The sequence below is a fragment of the Hymenobacter baengnokdamensis genome (assembly GCF_008728635.1).
Classification (GTDB): Bacteria; Bacteroidota; Bacteroidia; order Cytophagales; family Hymenobacteraceae; genus Hymenobacter; species Hymenobacter baengnokdamensis.
On record NZ_CP044285.1, the window covers coordinates 4,100,017 to 4,120,726 of the forward strand.

Annotated in this window: 16 protein-coding genes and 1 riboswitch; all 16 genes read left to right on the plus strand. The window is 62.9% G+C overall.

Features of this window, described 5'->3' with window-relative positions:
• Nucleotides 1-77 precede the first annotated feature (77 nt).
• Nucleotides 78-467 (plus strand): ArsR/SmtB family transcription factor, encoded by a 390-nt coding sequence (locus F6X24_RS17465; protein WP_151089225.1) that lies wholly within the window; start codon nt 78-80, stop codon nt 465-467.
• 42 nt (nt 468-509) lie between these two features.
• Entirely contained in the window at nt 510-815 is a 306-nt protein-coding gene (locus F6X24_RS17470) for a (2Fe-2S) ferredoxin domain-containing protein (protein WP_151089226.1), read from the plus strand.
• Nucleotides 816-830: 15 nt separating this feature from the next.
• Nucleotides 831-1,526, plus strand: coding sequence for a YjjG family noncanonical pyrimidine nucleotidase (locus F6X24_RS17475; RefSeq protein ID WP_151089227.1), 696 nt, complete (start codon nt 831-833; stop codon nt 1,524-1,526).
• 465 nt (nt 1,527-1,991) lie between these two features.
• Nucleotides 1,992-2,483 carry a phage tail protein gene (locus tag F6X24_RS19240; protein ID WP_229725205.1) on the plus strand — a complete coding sequence of 164 codons (492 nt, stop codon included), beginning with the start codon at nt 1,992-1,994 and terminating at the stop codon, nt 2,481-2,483.
• Nucleotides 2,484-2,535: 52 nt separating this feature from the next.
• On the plus strand, nt 2,536-3,072 hold the full coding sequence (locus tag F6X24_RS17485; RefSeq protein ID WP_151089228.1) for a phage tail protein: 537 nt from the start codon (nt 2,536-2,538) through the stop codon (nt 3,070-3,072).
• A 44-nt stretch (nt 3,073-3,116) separates the two neighbouring features.
• Nucleotides 3,117-3,665: a phage tail protein gene (locus F6X24_RS17490; protein ID WP_151089229.1), complete on the plus strand. Its 549-nt coding sequence runs from the start codon at nt 3,117-3,119 to the stop codon at nt 3,663-3,665.
• 49 nt (nt 3,666-3,714) lie between these two features.
• The gene (locus F6X24_RS17495) at nt 3,715-4,245 is read left to right on the plus strand and encodes a phage tail protein (protein WP_151089230.1); all 531 of its coding nucleotides are present in this window, start codon (nt 3,715-3,717) and stop codon (nt 4,243-4,245) included.
• Nucleotides 4,246-4,329: 84 nt separating this feature from the next.
• The gene (locus tag F6X24_RS17500; protein WP_151089231.1) at nt 4,330-5,265 is read left to right on the plus strand and encodes a methionyl-tRNA formyltransferase; all 936 of its coding nucleotides are present in this window, start codon (nt 4,330-4,332) and stop codon (nt 5,263-5,265) included.
• A 74-nt stretch (nt 5,266-5,339) separates the two neighbouring features.
• On the plus strand, nt 5,340-12,038 hold the full coding sequence (locus tag F6X24_RS17505; protein ID WP_151089232.1) for an Ig-like domain-containing protein: 6,699 nt from the start codon (nt 5,340-5,342) through the stop codon (nt 12,036-12,038).
• 86 nt (nt 12,039-12,124) lie between these two features.
• On the plus strand, nt 12,125-12,310 hold the full coding sequence (locus F6X24_RS17510) for a PID-CTERM protein-sorting domain-containing protein (protein WP_151089233.1): 186 nt from the start codon (nt 12,125-12,127) through the stop codon (nt 12,308-12,310).
• A gap of 174 nt (nt 12,311-12,484) precedes the next feature.
• On the plus strand, nt 12,485-14,152 hold the full coding sequence (gene pruA / locus F6X24_RS17515) for an L-glutamate gamma-semialdehyde dehydrogenase (protein ID WP_151089234.1): 1,668 nt from the start codon (nt 12,485-12,487) through the stop codon (nt 14,150-14,152).
• Between the two features lie 204 nt (nt 14,153-14,356).
• A riboswitch (SAM riboswitch) is annotated at nt 14,357-14,468 on the plus strand.
• A 280-nt stretch (nt 14,469-14,748) separates the two neighbouring features.
• On the plus strand, nt 14,749-15,507 hold the full coding sequence (locus F6X24_RS17520; RefSeq protein WP_151089235.1) for a phosphoadenylyl-sulfate reductase: 759 nt from the start codon (nt 14,749-14,751) through the stop codon (nt 15,505-15,507).
• Between the two features lie 102 nt (nt 15,508-15,609).
• Entirely contained in the window at nt 15,610-16,506 is an 897-nt protein-coding gene (cysD, locus tag F6X24_RS17525) for a sulfate adenylyltransferase subunit CysD (protein WP_151089236.1), read from the plus strand.
• Between the two features lie 49 nt (nt 16,507-16,555).
• The gene (locus F6X24_RS17530; protein ID WP_317132496.1) at nt 16,556-17,938 is read left to right on the plus strand and encodes a sulfate adenylyltransferase subunit 1; all 1,383 of its coding nucleotides are present in this window, start codon (nt 16,556-16,558) and stop codon (nt 17,936-17,938) included.
• A 23-nt stretch (nt 17,939-17,961) separates the two neighbouring features.
• The gene (cobA, locus tag F6X24_RS17535) at nt 17,962-18,759 is read left to right on the plus strand and encodes a uroporphyrinogen-III C-methyltransferase (protein WP_151089237.1); all 798 of its coding nucleotides are present in this window, start codon (nt 17,962-17,964) and stop codon (nt 18,757-18,759) included.
• Between the two features lie 34 nt (nt 18,760-18,793).
• Nucleotides 18,794-20,590: an assimilatory sulfite reductase (NADPH) flavoprotein subunit gene (locus tag F6X24_RS17540; RefSeq protein WP_191906376.1), complete on the plus strand. Its 1,797-nt coding sequence runs from the start codon at nt 18,794-18,796 to the stop codon at nt 20,588-20,590.
• Nucleotides 20,591-20,710 lie beyond the last annotated feature (120 nt).

Sequence of the window (20,710 nt, forward strand, 5' to 3'; positions counted from 1 at the left end):
AACAAATATACGAACCTACCCGCCGGTCGTACTTTTGAAGGGCCCGGCCTGGCCGGCTCAGCCATTCTTAACCGTAGATGCGCGTAAAACATTTCCCGGTTGCATTCGGGCAGCAGCTTTTTAAAGCACTCGGCGACGAAAGCCGCGTGCGCATCCTGCATTTGCTGTGGCGCAATCAGGAAATGGTGGTCGGCGACCTGGAGCAGGTGCTCGACTTTACTCAAACCAAAACGTCGCGCCAGCTGGCTTATCTGAAGAACGCGGGCCTGGTGGGCGTGCGCCGGCTCGATAACTGGATGTTTTATTTTCTGCGCGACGAAACCCTTGAGCTGCTCCAGCAATTGCTAGGGCTGATGGAGCGCGACCCCCAGCTGGTGCGCGACCAGCAGGTGTACCAAACGCTCTGGAATAACCGGGAGCTGGCGGCTTACAAAATCCAAAACCGCCGCTGGCTGCCGCCAGCGTAACAGCAAATATATATTATTTACTATATTAAGAAAATAACCTTCATGCCTGAGCGCCGCCTGTTTGTTTGCACTAATCAGAAATCGGGGATTGGCGAAGATGTTGCCAAAGCCCTGAAAAAGGAGCTGAAAGCCCAGGGCGTGAAAACGATGCTCGCCGACGGGCAAAAGCTGCACACCCGCATTCAGACCTGCAGCTGCCTCGACCGCTGCGAGCACTGCAAAAAAGGCCCTGGGGCAGCGTTGGTAGTATATCCCGATGAAATTTACTACAACGACGTGCAGCCCAGGCAGGCGGCGCGCATCATAGAAGCACTGGCAGCCAGCCGGCCCGGCAGCGCCAAAAAATAAGTTCTTTTCCTCCGTATGAAAGCCTACCGGCACCTTTTTTTCGACCTCGACCACACGCTTTGGGATTTCGAAACCAATGCCAACGAAACGCTCCGGCAGTTGTTTGCCGACTACGACCTGGCCCGCCACGGCTTGTCGTTTGCGCAGTTTAGCCAGCGCTACAGCGAAGTAAACCACGCCCTGTGGCGGCTCTACCAGAGCAATAAAGTGACGCAGAAGCAGCTGCGCGAAGTACGCTTTACCCGCACGCTTACCCGGCTCGGCGTGGCCGAAGCCGACATTCCGGCCGATATCTCGCAGCGGTTTACCAGCATTTTGCCGCGCAAGGCAGCCGTATTTCCGCACACCCACGAGGTGCTGGGCTATCTAAAGCAAAAAGGCTATATTCTGCATCTCATCACCAATGGGTTTGAGGACGTGCAGCACATCAAGCTGGCTTCGTCGAGCCTCACGCCTTATTTCGACGAGATTATTACCTCCGAGGCCAGCGGCCACCTCAAGCCCGACCCGCGCATGTTTGCCCACGCGCTGGAGCGGGCCGGCGCCACCGCCACCGAGAGCCTGATGATAGGCGACAACCTGGAGTGCGACGTGCTGGGGGCCTACAACGCGGGTATCGACCAGGTGTACTTCAACCCGGAGAAGCGGCGGCACTTTGCCCAGACAACCTACGAAATCAGCAGTCTGGATGAGCTGCGCGATTTTCTGTAGCGGGCACGCAGACACTGCCAAAAGACGCCGGCCTGTCGGGAGCGCTTTTTAGCGTAGAAATACGGTAGTCAAAGACCAAGTATTTCTACGCTAAAAAGCGCTCCCGGCAGGCTATTACTTTGTGGCATTAAAAATACCGCTCAGCCCGGTAAAATACCTGTCTGCTAGGGTGCTAATCACAACAGTTTTCTTTAGCTTTGCTGGCAGCTACCTCCTTAGGTACCACAGCTTTCCTTTTTCTTGCCTGCCCGGCCTTAGTGCTGCTTTAGCGCACCTCTGCTGCCCGGCAAGCCCCTGGCAGAATCACCGAGAATCGGTGACTCTGCCTCCATCAGGTTCTTATATCCGAAACCGGCCCGCTCTGCCTGGCCTGCTTCGCCGGTTTGTATAATGCCCGGTCCGGCCGGCCTGGGCGCTCAGTACCCTGTGCTTCTTCTATCCTTCCTTCTACCTTCTCTTCAACGCATGAAAAAACTTACTACTCAAGCCAATGGGTATGGAGCTGCCACCCCAGCCCTCCCTAGCTCTGCTTCGAGGCGAAACTGGCTGAAAGGCCTGAGCGCCCTGCTTGGCACGGGCTTGCTGGCCGCCCCGGCAGCCTTGCTGGCCGCCCCGGCCTCCTCTGGCACCCTGCTGCTTCCGGCGGGGGCGGCGCTCGCCGGGGGCGATGAATACATTGGCATGGTGAAGCTGTTGGCAGGCGCGGCCGTGCCAGCGGGCTGGACGCCCTGCGATGGCCGGCTGCTGCCGGTAGCCGAGCACCCGGCCTTGTTTGCGCTGCTGAACTATACCTACGGCGGCGACGGCCGCACCCTTTTCGCCTTGCCCAAGCTGGGCGGGGTCACGCCGGCAGGCACGTTTTGCGCCATTAAGATGGCCAACGGCCCGGCTACTACCACGGCCCTGACTGAGCTGCGGCTGCTCCACCAGCGTCAGACTCAGGCCAGAGTAGCCTAATTTTACCTTCTGTCCAGTTACCTTATTTCCTTTCACCCTTTACTTTTTTAGTATGGACCCTTTTGTGGGAGAAATCCGCCTGATGCCCTACACCTTCGCGCCGCAGGGCTGGTTCACGTGCAGCGGCCAGCTGCTGGCCATTCAGCAGTACACCGCGCTGTTTTCGCTGCTCGGCACTCAGTATGGTGGCAATGGCACCAGCACATTTGCCCTGCCCGACCTACGCGGACGGGCCTGCATAGGCGCGGGCCAGGGGCCAGGGCTACAAAGCTACCCCCAGGGCACCGCGACAGGCACCGAAAGCGTAACGCTGCTAGCTGCTGAGATGCCAGTGCATACCCACGGCGTGAGCGCCGCGGTGCCGGTAAATACCGGCCGGGGCACTGCCCCTTCGCCGCTGAACGGCTACTTCGCCAAGACGGCGTCGGAGGAATATGGCTCGACGGCCGACAACGGCAGCATGGCCGCCGGCGTGGTGACCGGTACTGCCAGCCCGGCAGGAAGCAGCCAGCCCCACGACAACCGCATGCCTTACCTGCCGCTCAATTACTGCATCGCGTGGCAGGGAGTTTTCCCGCAGCGGCAATAAAGTGCCCGCTTTCCTCTCATCTTTCCTTATTAAGCTAGCTTACTATGTCAACTCCGTACCTCGGCGAGATTCGCGCCGTCGGCTTCACGTTTGCCCCGGTGGGCTGGGTGGCCTGCAATGGACAGACGCTGTCCATCTCCCAATACGATGCCCTTTATGCCCTGCTCGGCACCACCTACGGGGGCGACGGGCAAACCACCTTTAACGTGCCCGATATGCGCAGCCGGCTAGGAATAGGCGCCCAAGGGGGGGCAGCCGGCCCCGGCCTCTCGGCTTACCAGCTGGGCCAGCAGGTGGGGGTCGAAAACGTGACGCTGACTACCAACCAGCTGCCCACTCACCAGCACCCGTTTGCGGCGGCGCCAGGGGGCACGGCCACCGGCACGGCCGCCGACCCTAAGCTGAATTTTCCGGGCAACAGCACGACTAATCCCTACGCCACCTCGGCTACTGCCGGCAAGACGCTGAATGCTGCGGCACTGGTAGCCACCGCCCAGGCGGCCGGCGGCAGCCAGCCGCACACCAACCTGCAGCCCGTGCTGGCGCTAAACTATATCATCTGCACGGAAGGGAATTATCCGCCCCAACCGTAGGGGTTGCGCCGCTCATTTTTTCACTTGTTTTTTTATCCTTGCTTTTCTTATGGACGAACCATACATCGGCGAGATTCGCCCCATCGGCATCAACTTTGCCCCCAAAAACTGGGCTTTCTGCAACGGCCAACTGCTATCCATCAACCAGAACCAGGCCCTGTTTTCGCTGCTGGGCACCACGTTTGGCGGTAATGGCACCACCACCTTCGGCCTGCCCGACCTGCGCAGCCGGGTGCCGGTAGGCGTGGGCCAGGGGCCAGGGCTACAAAACTACCTCCAGGGCCAGGCAGGCGGGACCGAGACGGTAACGCTGCTCACTACCCAGCTACCGGCCCACCAGCACTCCATCACGGGTACCCTGCAAGCCTCGTCTGACCAGGAAGACCAGGAGCCCACGGGCAACTTTCTTTCCGTTGGGGATGCCAAGCAGTACAGCGCCGGCCCGGCCACCGTCGCAATGGCCTCCATCACGGGTACTACCGCCAACGCTGGCGGCAACCAGCCGCACGAAAACCGCTCCCCGGCGCTGGGCCTGAACTACGTCATCGCGCTGAATGGCGTTTATCCTTCGCGCAGCTAACCAACACTGCCTAGCCGCAGCTACCCGGAAGCACGCAACGCCCGGCGGGCAACCAGTCTGATTTCTCCTTTCCCCTACCACCTTATGCGCCTGGCCGTTATCATCAGCAGCCTCCTGGGCTGGCCCCTGCTGCAAGACCTGCTGAGCCAGGGCGTGGTAGCCGGCGTGGCCGTGCCCGCCAGCGGCCGTGAAGAGGCCAGCCGGCTGAGCGAGCTGCTGACGCAGGCCGGCACTCCGCCGCGCCAGCTGGCGCGGCGGGGCCTGGGCCCGGCGCTGGCCGGGTGGGTAGCAGAGGTGCAGCCCACGGCCGTGCTGGTGCTCACGTTTCCGTGGCGCATTCCGGCGGCCGTGCTGGCGCTGCCGCCGCAGGGGTTTATTAATGTACACTTTGCGGCGCTGCCCGGCTACCGGGGGCCCGAACCGACGTTCTGGCAGCTGCGCAACGGCGAGCCGGCCGGAGCCGTGACGGCCCACCGCATGGCCGCCGACTTCGACACCGGCCCGGTACTGGTGGCCACGCCCGTACCCATTGGCCCCCACGACACCCACGGCCTGCACCGCGCCCACCTGGCGCTGGCGGCCGTGGGCACCGGCCGCCAGCTGCTGGATGCCCTGCGCGCCGGCGAGCCCGGCCAGCCGCAGGACGAAAGCGCCGCCCGCTACTGGCCCCGCCCCGGCCTGCCCGACCTCTGCCTCGACTGGCAGGAGCCGGCCGAAAGCCTGGCCCGCCTGGTGCGGGCTGCCAACCCCTGGAACCGGGGCGCCCTGGCCGAGCTGCGCGGGCAGCCGCTACGGGTGCTGAGCGCAACTGTGCGGCCCGAAACCGTAGCCGCCGCGCCCGGCACCGTGGTGCTGGCCGCCCCCGGCCAGGCGCTGCTGGTGGCCTGCGGCGCGGGCCAGGTGCTGCAACTCGACATCGTGGCCCTCGATGAAGGCTACTTCACGGGTGGGCAGCTGGCCGGCATGGGCGTGCAGGCAGGCGAGGTGCTGGGCACGCTGCTTCAGGCGGCACCCGCCTGAGCCGGGCTGCTTACCTGCCCTGCCATTGCGCTACACCGATTTTTTTCAGTTTATCATTTCTCTTCCTTCTTAACATGAAACAAAAGCTACTTCTGCCCGTGCTGCTGCTACTGGCGCTGCTGCGGCCGCTGGCTGGCCGCGCCCAGGCGCCTGCCTGGCAAAGCGCCGTCAGTACCTCGGGCGCTACCGTGAATGCGGTGGCTGTTAACGCCGCCGGCGATGCCTTCATCACCGGCTACTACTCGGGCTCAGCCACCTTCGGGACTACCACGCTTACCAGCGCGGGCCGCACCGATATATTCGTGGCTAAGTATAGTACCAGCACCAGCTCCTTTGCCTGGGCCGCCAGCGGTGGTGGCACCGACGATGACCAGGGCAACGGCATTGCCGTGAACGGTAGCACGGTGTATATAACGGGCCAGTTTACGTCCGGTACCTCGACCACCATCAGCGGCACTCCGCTGGCGGGCACTGGCACCACTAACCTAGACATATTCGTGGCCAAGTACGTGGATAATGGCACCACCTTCACCGCCCGCGGGGCTATCAGCGAGGGTAATACCGGCACCGACAAGGGTACCGCTATTGCCGTAAATGGCAGCACCGTGTACATAACGGGCCAGTTTCTTATCGCCGCTAGCGGCACAGTCAGCATTAGTGGTACAACATTAACGGGTAATGGCAGCACGGATTTCTTTCTAGCCCGCTACACTGACCCCGGCTCAGCTACGAACGGCTTCACCAATGGCGGAGCCGTGAGCGGCGGCGGCTCGATTGCCGACGCGGGCAACGCCGTTGCGGTAAACGGCACGAAAGTGTACGTAGCAGGCAAGTATAATTCTAACAGCACAACTCCGGTCGTCATCGCTGGCACCACGCTGCCGTCCGGCTCCGGCACCAATAGCCAGGATTTCTTCGTGGCCAAGTATACTGACAACGGCTCGGGCTTTACGGGCGGTGGGGCCGTGCGCGGCGGCAGTACAATGTCGGACAATGCCTATGGTATTGCCGTAAACGGCACCAACGTGTATGTGACGGGTGTTTTTGCTTCCGGCTCTTCGGCCAGCATCAGCGGCACGTCGCTGGCAGGAGCGGGTGGCGTAGATATGTTTGTGGCCAAATATATCGATAATGGTTCGGGGCTAACTAATGGTGGCGCCCTGAGTGGTGGCGGCAGCGGCGACGACTTTGATGGTCAGGGAGGTATTGCCGTGAACAACGGGACTATAGTAGCAACGGGCAGTTTCGTTGCCGGCACCTCGGCTGTTATCAGTGGTACCACGCTGTCGGGCTCGGGTTCGGGTAACAATGACGTGTTTGTAGCCAAGTATACCGATAGCGGTTCGGGGCTGGCGAATAGCGGGGCCGTGAGTGGCGGTGGCAGTGACCTCGATAGCGGCTTTGGCATTGCCATTAGCGGCGGCCAGGCTATGGTAGGGGGCGTGATGGTTGCACCGGCCACCTTTGGCAGCACCACGCTGAGCAACGGAGTCGGGTTTATCGGCCAGGTGAGCGTACTTCCGCCGACTCTCACCAGCCTCAACCCTACCTCCGGGCCGATTGGCACGTCGGTGACTTTGACCGGCACCAACTTTACCGGGGCTACCGGCGTGAGCTTTAACGGCACGGCGGCCATCACTTTCAGCGTGACGAACGCGACGACGGCCACGGCCACGGTGCCCACCGGTGCTACCACCGGCAACGTCACTATCACGACGGGCGGGGGCACCAGCAACGGCGTCACCTTCACCGTGAATACCCCGGCTACCGTGACGACGACGGCGGCTGCCAGCATCACCACCACCAGCGCCGTGCTCGGCGGCAACGTGACCAGCGACGGCGGCGCGACCGTGACGGACCGGGGCGTGGTGTACAGCACCACCAACACCACGCCCACGACGAGCGACACGAAAGTGGCGAACGGCTCGGGTACGGGGACGTTCTCGGCCACCATCTCAGGCCTGACGCCGGGCACCACTTACTACGTGCGAGCCTACGCTGTCAATAGCACAGGCACGAGCTACGGCACCACAAGCAGCTTCACGACTACGCCCAACGCCCCGGTAGTTACCGCGCCAGCCAACGGGGGCTTCTCCACCACCACTACGCCCACCTACTCGGGCACTTCACAAGTTAACTCAACGGTAACGGTATACGTGGACGGCTCCAGCATCGGCACCACCACGGCCTCGGCCGGCGGCAACTTCAGCTTCACCCAGCCCACGGCCCTGGCCCAGGGCGCGCACACGGTGCGGGCTACCGCTACGGTAAACGCCTCGACGAGTGCCAACTCCAACACCAACACCTTCACCGTTGATACGGTGCCGCCCACGGTGGCCATCAGCAGCACGGCCGGCGCCAGCGGCGGCACCACGGGCACTTCACCCATTCCCGTCACTGTCACCTTTTCGGAGAACGTAACCGGCTTCGTAGCCGGCGACGTGACCGTGAGCAACGGCTCGGTTGGCACCGTTAGTGGCTCGGGCGCCACTTATACCTTCAACGTGACGCCCACCGCGGCCGGCCCGGTAACGGTGAACGTGCCCGCCAACGTGGCCCAGGACCAAGCAGGCAACGGCAACACGGCTGCCCCCCAGTTCAGCATTACGTACACGCAGCCGGTAACGGCAGCGCCGGTGGTGAGCAGCCCGGCCAATGGCAGCTACGCCACCACTACTACTCCCACCTATGGCGGCACGGCCGCGGCTAACTCGACGGTAACAGTGTACGTGGACGGCTCCAGCATCGGCACCACCACGGCCTCGGCCGGCGGCAGCTTCAGCTTCACCCAGCCCACGGCCCTGGCCCAGGGCGCGCACACGGTGCGGGCTACGGCCCAAACCAGCGGCTCGGCCGTGAGCCCCAACTCGTCTACCATCACCTTCACCGTCGACTCGGTGCCCCCGACCGTGGCCATCAGCTCTGCGGCCGGTGCCAGTGGCAGCAGCACCACGACCTCGCCCATTCCCGTCACCGTCACCTTTTCGGAGGCCGTAACGGGCTTCTCGGCCGCGGGCGTGACCGTGAGCAACGGCTCGGTTGGCACCGTTAGTGGCTCGGGCGCCACTTATACCTTCAACGTGACGCCCACCGCGGCCGGCCCGGTAACGGTGAACGTGCCCGCCAACGTGGCCCAGGACCAGGCCGGCAACGGCAACACCGCCGCCCCCCAGTTCAGCATTACGTATAACCTGCCTACTACCACGGTGGCCTCGGTGACGCGCAGCCTTAACTCGCCCTCACCCACGGCCATGACCCAGGTAAGCTACCAGGTAGTATTCGCGGCCAGCGTAACGGGAGTAACGACTTCCAATTTCTCGGTCACGAATGGGGGCAGCGTTAGTGGTACTTCGGTTAGCAGCGTGAGCGGCTCGGGCACTACCTACACGGTGGTAGTAAACACTGGCATCGGCGACGGCACGCTGCGCCTGAACGTAGCAAATACCACGGGCATTACGCCCACGGTTTCGAACGTGCCCTACACCAGTGGAGAGAGTTTCACCATCACTAAGAGCTTCGCCGCTGCCCCACAGCTGACGATTGTCGGCACGGGCGGCACGGGCTCCGACGTAACGGCCTTCGTGGACGTGGTGCAGGTACTCAGCAGCGGCTCGCCGTTTGCCAATGCCCTGCAAAACCCCAGCTTCGAAACCCACGACGCATTAGCCAACGGCAACTACGGCTACAACCCGACCGGTGCCAGCTGGACGTTCAATGCCCAGTCGGGCATTGCCAATGCGGGCAGTGCCTTTACGCCGACTACCCCCATACCGAATGGCATTGCCGTGGCTTTTGTGCAAAGCACCGGCAGCGGCCAGATGCAGCAAAACGGCCAGCTGCAGCAAAACCTGGCTCTGCCTACCGGCAATAGCTACCAGGTGAGCTTCCAGACTGCCCAGCGCGTGTGCTGCACCACGGTAGACCAGGCACTGAACGTATTCCTGAACGGCGTGTTCATCGGCACCATTCAGCCGAGCAGCAGCGGCTATTCCACCTTCACCTCGGCTACCTTCTCCGTGACGGCCTCGGCCCTGACCGCCAGCATCAGCAGCACGGCCGGCGCCAGCGGCGGCACCACGGGTACTTCGCCCATTCCCGTCACTGTCACCTTCTCGCAGAGCGTAACAGGCTTCTCGGTGGCGGGCGTGACGGTGAGCAACGGCTCGGTTTCAGGCTTCGCGGGCTCGGGCACCACCTACACGTTTAACGTAACACCTTCGGCTAACGGCCTGGTGACAGTAAACGTGCCGGCCGGAGCAGCCACCGATGCCAACAATACCCCTAACACGGCTGCCCCCCAGTTCAGCATTACGTACACGCAGCCGGTGACGGCAGCGCCGGTGGTGAGCAGCCCGGCCAATGGCAGCTACGCCACCACTACGACCCCCACCTATGGCGGCACGGCCGCGGCTAACTCGACGGTAACAGTGTACGTGGACGGCTCCAGCATCGGCACCACCACGGCCTCGGCCGGCGGCAGCTTCAGCTTCACCCAGCCCACGGCCCTGGCCCAGGGCGCGCACACGGTGCGGGCTACGGCCCAAACCAGCGGCTCGGCCGTGAGCCCCAACTCGTCTACCATCACCTTCACCGTCGACTCGGTGCCCCCGACCGTGGCCATCAGCTCCGCGGCCGGCAATCCGACGACGACCTCGCCCATTCCCGTCACCGTCACCTTCTCGGAGGCCGTAACGGGCTTCTCGGCCGCGGGCGTGACGGTGAGCAACGGCTCGGTTGGCACCGTTAGTGGCTCGGGCGCCACTTATACCTTCAACGTGACGCCCACCGCGGCCGGCCCGGTAACGGTGAACGTGCCCGCCAACGTAGCCCAGGACCAGGCCGGCAACGGCAACACCGCCGCCCCCCAGTTCAGCATTACGTATGCGCCCATTACGTTCACTACCTGGACGGGTAACGTCAGTGCCGACTGGTATACCGCAGGCAACTGGACGGCTGGTGTGCCCACCACCACACTCGATGCCATTATCCCGACCGGAACACCCCGGTATCCACTGATTGCAGCGGGCACGGCTTCGGCTAAAAACCTGACCATTAATAGCGGAGCCAGCTTCACCCAGACCGGCGGCACGCTAGACGTTCGCGGCGACCTGACCAACAACAGCACCTTCGCTGCCACGGGCGGTACGGTAGCGCTGGGCTCGACTGCCCTGGCCAACATCCTGGGCAGCAGCAACACCCGCTTCTACAACCTGACCATTGGGGCCAGCGGGGCGCAGTCGAGCACCTCGGCCAGCACCTCGGTGCAGCGCCTGCTCACGCTCAACGGCAACTTCGCTACCAACGGCAACCCGCTCACGCTGCTTTCTTCGGCCAGCGGCGATGCCCTAGTGGTAAATAATAACGGGGTAGTAACGGGCACGGCTACCGTGCAGCGCTACATCGACCCCAGCCTGAACCCAGGCCTGGGCTACCGTCACTATTCAGCGCCAGTGAGCAATACCACGGTGGCTGACCTGACGACCAGCGGCTTTACGCCCGTGGTAAACCCGACCTACAACACGTCGGCTACGCCTACGCTGGAGCGGCCTTTCCCCACGGTATATGGCTACGACCAGAGCCGACTCTCGCTCACCAACAGCTCGGCGCTCTTCGACAAGGGCTTCTTCTCGCCCAATGCCCTGAGCGACCCGCTCGCGGTGGGGCAGGGCTACACGGTCAATATTGGCGCGTCGGAGCTGGTGGACTTTATGGGTACGCTCAACAACGGCAACCTGACGCTGAACCTGGCCAGCAACCGCAGCACCTACCCCAACGATGGCGGTTGGCAGCTGCTAGGTAACCCCTACCCCTCGCCGCTCGACTACAGCCTGGTGGCCCCCGCCGACCGCCCGGGCCTTGATGCCGCCATCTATGTATTCAGCAGCACTGCCCAGTACCAGGGTCAGTACCGCAGCTACGTTAATGGCATCGGTGGCAACCCTGTGCTGCCCTCGGGCCAGGGCTTCTTTACGCGGGTAAGCAGCGGCCAGACCAGCGGCTCGCTCACTTTCCGTAATAGCCAGCGCCTGACTTCGCCCAACGGCACTACGTTCCAGCGCACTGCCGAAACCCGGCCCTTGGTGCAGCTCACCCTGAAGGGCACGAGCGGCAATGCCACGGACGATGCCTACGTGTATTTCCAGAACGGCGCTACCGATGGCTTCGACGCGCAGTATGATGCCGTGAAGCTGCCCAACACCTCCGGGCTGAATCTCTCGACCAGCATCACTGGCCAGCAGCTGGCTATTGATGGCCGCGCCGAGTTGGGTGCCAGCCAGCGCGTAGTACCCCTGGCCGTGGGCGTGCCCGCCGCAGGCAGCTACACGTTCACGGCCGCCCAGCTGCTGAACCTGACCAACGTGCCGGTGTACCTGCGCGACCTGCAAAGTGGGGCCGTGGTCGACCTGGCCCAGCAGTCGAGCTACCAGTTTACGGTAACCAACGCCACGGCCCTGATTACCGGCCGCTTCGAGCTGGTATTCTCGCCGCAGCAGGCACTGGCGACGGTGTCGGCCGCCCTGGCCCAGCAAGTTGCCTTGTACCCGAACCCGGCTAAAAAGCAGGCGTTCGTGGAGCTGCCCGTTAGCCTCGGCCGCCAGGCCGTAACGGCCACGCTGCTCGACGCCGTAGGCCGCGAAGCGCGCACGGTAGTGCTGCCCGCTCAGGGTGCTGCTCCCCATCAGCTCGACCTGACGGAACTGCCTACCGGCATCTATATGCTACGCCTAAGCACCAGTGCTGGCGTGGTAGTGAAGAAACTCGTGGTAGAATAACTCCACGGCCTGGTGGGCGGCCGGCAAGCGTCGGTTGCCCACCAGGATTCTTTGGTTTAATGTATCCAGCTTTTCACTTTCTCCTTATGCGCTACTACCTGGCTTCAGCCTTTATTCTGGTCACGCTTCTCGCTAAGGCCCAGGCCCCCGGCTCGGGTGGCCCGGCCCCTCAGGACCCCACCGCCGTGCCCCTCGATGGCGGCGCTTCACTGCTGCTGGCCTCGGGCGTGGCCTATGGCCTCAAGCGCCTGCGCGCCCGCCGCGCCCGCTAAAGCAGGCCAGCATTTATTACATAGTCTTTTTTTAATATAAAAGCCATTCAGCTGCTGTCAAAGCAGTTGGGTGGCTTTTATAGTGCGGCCCAGGTGGCCTGCCGCATGGCTCCGGCAGTAGCTGTTACCTTTGCGGTCTGCTTCTCACCAGCCTTACCCCCGCCCCTACTGCTTATGTCCAACGCCTTTTTCCGAGTTCCTACCCCCATCAACGAGCCTGTTAAAGGCTACGCCCCTGGCTCGCCCGAGCGCATCGAGCTGGTCAAAGAGCTAAAGCGCATCAAGCAGGTGGAGCGCGACATTCCGATGCACATCGGGGGCCAGGAGGTGCGCACCGGCCGCACCCTGCCCCTGGCGCCGCCCCACGACCACCGGCACGTACTGGCCCACTTTCATGAGGGCGATGCCAGCCACGTAACCCAGGCCATCAATGCTGCCCTGGCCGCCCGTCACGCCTGGGCCAGCCTGCCCTGGGAAGAGCGCGCCGCCGTTTTTCTGAAGGCCGCCGAGCTGCTGGCCGGCCCCTACCGGGCCCGTATCAACGCGGCTACCATGCTGGGCCAGAGTAAAAACGCATTCCAGGCCGAAATTGACGCGGCCTGCGAGCTGATTGACTTCCTGCGCTTTAACGTTTATTTTGCCCAGGAAATCTACCGCCAGCAGCCCGAGTCGTCGCCCGGCATGTGGAACCGCCTCGAGCACCGCCCGCTCGAAGGCTTCGTGTTTGCCCTCACCCCGTTCAACTTCACCTCCATTGCCGCCAACCTGCCCGCCTCGGCGGCCCTGATGGGCAACGTGGTGGTGTGGAAGCCCGCTTACCCGCAAATCTACTCGGCCCAGGTGCTGATGGAGTTATTTCAGGAAGCCGGCGTGCCGGCCGGCGTCATCAACCTCATTTACGTGGATGGCCCGGTAGCCGGCGACGTTATTTTTAAGCACCGCGACTTTGCCGGTATTCACTTCACGGGCTCGACCAAGGTATTCCAGACTATCTGGCAGGAAATCGGGCAGAACATTCACCTCTATAAATCTTATCCCCGCATAGTGGGTGAAACCGGCGGCAAGGACTTTATCCTGGCCCACCCCTCGGCCCATGCCAAAGCCGTGGCCACGGCCATCACGCGCGGCGCGTTTGAGTACCAGGGCCAGAAGTGCTCGGCCGCCTCGCGGGTATACCTGCCTTCCAACCTCGCTGACGAGATTCTGGGCTACGTGAAGCAGGATTTGGCTTCGATGAAAATGGGGGATGTGGAGGATTTTACCAACTTCATCAACGCCGTTATCACCGAAGCCAGCTTCGACAAGCTGGCTAAGTATATCGACGGCGCCAAAGCCAGCACCGAGGCTGAGATAATTGCCGGCGGCGGCTACGACAAGTCGAAAGGCTACTTCGTGGAGCCGACCGTTATCCTGGCCAAAGACCCCAAGTACGTGACGATGTGCGACGAGCTGTTTGGCCCCGTCGTGACGGTGCACGTGTACGACGCGGACCAGTTTGAGCAAACCCTCGACGTAGTAGACAGCACCTCGCCCTACGCGCTTACCGGGGCCGTCTTCTCGCAAGACCGCTACGCTATCGACCTGGCTACCAAGAAGCTGGTGAACGCGGCCGGCAACTTCTACATCAACGACAAGCCGACCGGCGCCGTGGTCGGTCAGCAGCCCTTCGGCGGGGCCCGGGCCTCGGGTACCAACGACAAGGCCGGCTCGCTGCTCAACCTGCAGCGCTGGGTGTCGCCCCGGGCCATCAAAGAAACCTTCAACCCGCCCACCGAATATCCTTATCCGTTTATGGGGGCCGCGCCCAAAGAAGACCTGAACCTCGACAAAGGCGGGTTTTAGCAGCGCGGGCCGGGTAGCGCGCTGCTGTCGCTAAACCAATTGGCCATCTCCGGGCTTATATTACTTGACACTCAACGGGCGGCTTCTCTAACGAGGAGCCGCCCGTTGAGTGTCAAGTAATTAGCTATTTATTTTTGTTCGTTTGGAATTTTCAAAATTCCTATTATACCTTTGCGCCATCAATTCCTCTTGCCAGAAGGATTGTTTTTATACAGAGGCGTGGAGAGATAGGCTCGACGAACCGCCGGCAACCATTGGGCATTCCCAAACGGTGCCAACCGAAGGTCAGCGCAGCTAAGCGCTGACGATATAAAAACAAGTTGCCGTGTGCTGCTCTAACAACTTCCCCTCTACGACCACCTCACTTGCTGCTTTACAGCATGGGTGTTGTTGTATGTGCCGCCCCGCCGGAATGCCGATGCGGGCTATGCGGAGCTGTTAAGGCCACTTAGCGTGGCCACAGCCGGCCGGCTATCTCACCATTCGGGTCATTAACGCACTCCCGGGCCTTGCTATGCCTGGCCGGAGCGCCCCGTTGTGCCGGCCTCGTTTTTTTCTGCGATTTCCATCGCGAAAATCCCCTCCCCTTTTACTTTATGGATGCTATTCTCCAGGCCCGGGTCGATGACCTGCGCCGGTACCTGCCCGAGCACTCGGTACCCGAAACGCTGGCCCTGCTGGCCGACCACTTTCCCGGCCGGGTGTCGTTTTCGACGTCTTTTGGCCTGGAAGACCAGCTAATCAGCCACTTTATTTTCGAGCACGAGTTGCCCATCCGGGTATTTACCCTCGATACCGGCCGCAACTTTCAGGAAACCTACTCTACCTGGAACAAGACCCTGCAGCGCTACGGCCAGCCCATTGAAGTAGTTGCGTCACAGGCCGCTAGCCTCGAAAAGATGCTGACCCGGAAAGGGCCCAACAGCTTCTACGAAAGCATCGCAAACCGTCAGGAATGCTGCCACATTCGCAAGGTGGAGCCGCTGGCCCGCGCTCTGGCCGGCCAGCAGGTGTGGATAACGGGCATCCGCGCCGAGCAGTCGGCCAACCGCCAGCATATGCACCGCGCCGAGTGGGACGCCGGCCACCAGCTCCTGAAAGTACACCCGCTGTTCGACTGGACCTGGGAGCAGGCCTGGAGCTTTGCGCAGGCCCACGGCATTCCGGTTAATCCGCTGCACCAGCAGGGCTTTGTGAGCATTGGCTGCGCGCCCTGCACCCGCGCCATTGCGCCGGGCGAAGACTTCCGGGCCGGCCGCTGGTGGTGGGAAAACGCCGACGCCAAGGAGTGCGGCCTGCACCATACGCTCGGGCACCAGGGCCTCGACCCGGTAGTGGAGCGCCTACCTGGCTAGCGCCCCTTTAGCACGCCAACCAGCTGTCGTTACAGCCCTACGCTTGCCATAACGGCAAAGTCAAACGGCAAAGTCAAACGGCAAATAAAACATTATTTATCAATGGATTACCTAGACAGGCTCGAAGCCGAAGCTATTCATATTCTGCGCGAAGTAGCCGGCCAGTTTGAGCGGCCCGCGCTGCTTTTTTCGGGGGGCAAAGACTCGATTGCCCTCACACGGCTGGCCGAAAAGGCTTTTCGGCCCGGCAAGTTCCCGTTTCCGCTGGTGCACATCGACACGGGCCACAACTTTCCGGAAATCCTCGATTTTCGGGATGAGCTGGCGGCCACCCTGGGCGAAAAGCTGCTGGTGCGCAAGGTAGCAGACACCATTCGGGAGCGCGGCCTGCGGGAGCCGGGCGGTAAATACCCCAGCCGCAACGCCTTGCAAACATATACTTTATTAGATGTTATCGAAGAGTTCGGGTTTGATGCCTGCATCGGCGGGGCGCGGCGCGACGAGGAAAAGGCCCGCGCCAAGGAGCGGATTTTCTCGGTGCGCGACGAGTTTGGACAGTGGGACCCGCGCCGCCAGCGCCCCGAGCTGTGGAACATCTACAACGGGCGCATCCAGAAGGGCGAAAACGTGCGCGTATTCCCTATTTCCAACTGGACCGAGCTGGACGTTTGGAACTACATCCAGCGCGAAAACATCAGTCTGCCAGCCATTTACTTCTCGCACGAGCGCGAGTGCGTGGTGCTGCCCAGCGGCCAGCTGCTCGGCCTGAGCGAGCACCTCAACCTCGACGATACCGACGAGATAGTGAGCCGGCGCGTACGCTTCCGCACCGTGGGCGACTCGACCTGCACCGCCGCCGTGGAAAGCGACGCGGTCACCATCGACGACATTATTCAGGACCTGCTGCTGGCCAAAGTGAGCGAGCGCGGCGCCACGCGCCTCGATGACAACCTCTCGGAAACAGGTATGGAGGACCGCAAGCGCAACGGGTATTTTTAAAATTAAATGTGAGGAATGTGGGAATGTGAAAGATATGACCAAGTAAGCCATGGGTCTTTCCCCGGCACCGGCTTCGTTTTTCAACTTTCTCAAATACCCATTTTCACACTTTCACATCTTTCACATTCAGCGCATTACCAAAATGGATATTCTTCGCTTTATCACCTGCGGCAGCGTCGATGATGGCAAGAGCACGCTCATCGGCCGCCTGCTCTACGACAGCGACTCGGTTTCGCTCGACGTGCTAGCGACGCTCGAAAAGCGCCGCGCCGGCAGCGGCGACGTCGACCTGGCCCTGCTCACCGACGGCCTCAAGGCCGAGCGCGAGCAAGGCATCACGATTGACGTGGCGCACAAGTACTTCACTACGCCGCGCCGCAAGTTTATCATCACCGACGCGCCGGGCCACGTGCAGTACACCCGCAACATGGTGACCGGGGCCAGCAACGCCGACCTGGCCATTGTGCTGGTAGATGCCCGCCAGGGCGTTATTGAGCAAACGCGCCGCCACACGCTGCTGGCTTCGCTGGTAGGCATCCGGCACTTTGTGCTGGCCGTGAACAAGATGGACCTGGTGGGCTACGAGGAAAGGGTTTTTCGGCAGATTGTGGCCGACTACCAGCTCATTGCCGGGCGCCTGCATTTGCCCGAAGTGGTAGCCATTCCGCTCAGCGCCTTGCAGGGCGACAACGTGGTGCGGCCTTCCCGACACCTGCCCTGGTACACCGGCCCGAGCCTGCTCGACCACCTGGAGCGCGTGCCGGCCGAAGCCGATGCCAACCCCCACGAACCGCGCTTTCAGGTGCAGTACGTCATCCGGCCCCAGACCGAGGAGCTGCCCGACTACCGCGCGTACGCCGGCCGCATTCAGAGCGGCCGCTACCGGGCCGGCGAGCGCGTGCGCATTTTGCCGTCGGGCCTCGAAACGGTGCTCGAAGCCATTGAGCTGAACCAGCAGGAAGTAGCCTCGGCCGAGGCCCCGCAATCGGTGGTGCTGCGCCTGCGCGACGATGTAGACGTGAGCCGGGGCGATTCTATCGTGCCGCTGAGTGCGCCGCCCGCGCTCACCCGCGAGCTGGAAGCTACGCTGTGCTGGATGGATGAGCGCCCGCTCAAAGCCGGCCGCAAGCTGCTGATTCAGCACCACGCCGCCGTGGTAAAAGCGGCCGTAACCACCATTGTTGACCGCACCAACGTGGCCACTTTCGAGCGCGTAGCCGCCGACGAGGCCCAGCTCAACGATATCGTGCGGGTGCGCCTCAGAACTGCCCGTCCGCTGGTGGCCGACACCTACCGCGACAACCGGGCCACCGGCGCCTTTATTCTGGTTGAGGAGCAAACCGGCGCGACGCTGGCCGCTGGCCTCATTACGGCTACCGACCCCGAAGCCTTCGCGGCGCCCGCCGAAAATCCGCTGGCGTTCAGTATTTAATCGTTTTTAGCTCGCCTTTTCTTATGGCTGATTACTCATCCTTTATCCCGCGCCTTACCGTTGTTGGTGCCGGCCCCGGCGACCCCGAGCTGCTTACCCTCAAGGGCGCGCGGGTGCTGGCGCAAGCCGACGTGGTGCTCTACGATGCCCTGGCCAACGCCGAGCTGCTGACCCACGCCCGGCCCACCGCCCGGCGCATCTTCGTGGGCAAGCGCCGGGGCTTCAAAGCCCTGGAGCAGGAGGAGATTAACGCCCTCATTGTGAGCGAGGCCCGCCGTTACGGACACGTAGTGCGGCTCAAGGGCGGCGACCCGTTTGTGTTTGGCCGGGGCCGCGAGGAAATGCTGTATGCCGCTGCCCACGGCCTGGCTACGGCCTACGTGCCCGGCATCAGCAGTGCCGTGGCCGCCGCCGGCCACGCGGGCATTCCGGTTACGCACCGTGGCTTAAGCGAAGGCTTTCAGGTAATTACTGCCACTACGGCTACCGGCAGCCTGGCCCCGGCCCTGGTCGAAGCAGCGCGGGGCCGCCTCACTACCATCATCCTGATGGGCCTGCACCGGCTGGCCGATATCATGACCCTCTACTCCCAGCAGGGCCAGGCCGATACGCCGGCGGCCGTGGTGCAAAATGGCACACTACCTACTGCGCAGGTAATTACGGGCACCGTGGCCACACTGGCAGCCCGCGTAGCCGGGGCGGGCCTGGGCTCTCCGGCCGTTATCGTGATTGGCGCGGTGGCCAGCCTTGCCCACGGCCAGGCAGCGCCCGCCACCCCGGCCGACTTGCGGCCGCTGCTGGCTTATGCCAGGGTGGCGTAAATCCAATAAATATACTAAATACTATATAATCCCCATGCCTTCGCTCCCTGCGCCGCTTCCCCCCGGCTTTGACGATTCTACCCTGGCTCAGCTGGCCGATGGCCTCAGCGGCTCGCAGCTGCTGTGGCTTAGCGGCTATTTCTACGGCCGGGCTACGGGCACGCCGGCCGGAGCCGGCACTACGGCAGCTACCGCCGCGCCCGCTCCGGCTGCAGTGGCCCCCACGCTCACTATTCTCTACGGCTCGCACACCGGCAATGGCGCCAAGGTGGCCCGCCAGGCCGCCGAAGCCGCCAGGCAGCGCGGCTTGGCGGCCACGGTGCAGGACATGAACGAGTACGCGCCCCGCAACCTGGCCCGCGAGCAGGTGCTGCTGCTCATTGTGAGCACCCACGGCGAGGGCGACCCGCCCGTGGCTGCCGAAGAGCTGCACCAGTTTCTGGGCAGCCCGCGCGCGCCCAAGCTACCCGACCTGTGCTACGCCGTGCTGGCGCTGGGCGACAGCAGCTACCTGCACTTTTGCCAGACCGGCCGGGATTTTGACGAGCGCCTGGCCGCGCTGGGTGCCCGGCGCCTGCTCGACCGCGTGGAGTGCGATGTGGATTATCAGGCCCGCGCCGCCGCCTGGATTGCCGATGCGCTGGATAAAATTTCGGCGGAATTAACCCCGGTGTCCAGCCCGGCCGCCGTTATCCACACGCCTGAAAATCCGGCCTACACCCGCGAGCACCCGTGGTCGGCGCCGGTGCTGGCCAGCATTCAGCTTAATGGCCGCGGCTCGACCAAGGAAACCTACCATATGGAGCTCGACCTGGCCAGCTCGGGCCTGACCTACGAGCCCGGCGATGCCCTGGCCGTGCTGGCTACCAACGAAGACCCACTGGTGGAGGAAGTACTCCGCGCGGCCCGCCTCAGCGATACCGCGCTGGTGGCCCTCAGCGGCGAAGAGCTGCCACTGGCCGCCGCGCTGGCCAGCCGCCGCGAGCTAAGCGTGCTCACCCGCGACGTGATTGAGCGCTATGCGCTACTTGCCCCGCACCATGCCGCCCTGCGCGAGCTGGCTACCGATGCCCAGCGCCTCCAGCCCTACCTCTACGGCCGCGACGTGGCCGACCTGCTGAGTGAGTTCCCGGTTGATAACCTTACCGCTCAGGTGCTGATTGAGACCCTGCGCCCGCTGCCCAGCCGGGCCTACTCCATCGCCAGCAGCCTGCTTGCCCATCCCGACGAGGTGCATCTGACCGTGGGGGCCGTGCGCTACGAGGCCCACGGCCGCCGTAAGCACGGTGTTTGCTCATCGTATCTGGCCGACCGCATTGCCGTGGGCGAAACCGCCCGGGTATTTGTGGAGCACAACGAATACTTCAAGCTGCCCACCGACCCGGCTACCGATATCATCATGCTGGGGGCCGGCACCGGCATCGCGCCTTTCCGGGGCTTTGTGGAAGAGCGGGTGGAGCTGGGCGCCACCGGCCGCAACTGGCTGCTATTCGGCAACCCGCACTTTACCACCGACTTCCTCTACCAGACCGAGTGGCTGCAACACCTCAAGCGCGGCGGGCTGGCCCGGCTCGATGTGGCCTTCTCGCGCGACCAGGCGGCTAAAGTGTACGTGCAGGACCGCCTGCTCGAAAACAGCCGCGAAGTTTTTGGCTGGCTCGAAGGCGGGGCCAAGCTCTACGTCTGCGGCGACAAGGTGCGCCTGGGCAGTGCCGTGCAGGATGCCCTCACCGAAGTGGTACGCCGCGAGGCCGACCTGCCTCAGGATGAAGCCATTGCCTATGTGCGCAACCTCCGCAAGCAGCGCCGCTACCTCGAAGACGTGTATTAGCAGCTGCCCTACTCGCAAAGAGCGTCGGGCCGGACTTCACCCGGCCTGACAACCTTTTACTTACTCACCTCCTGTCGCCTTCGCCTTTCTCCATGCGTCACCTTTCCATTTTCACCACTA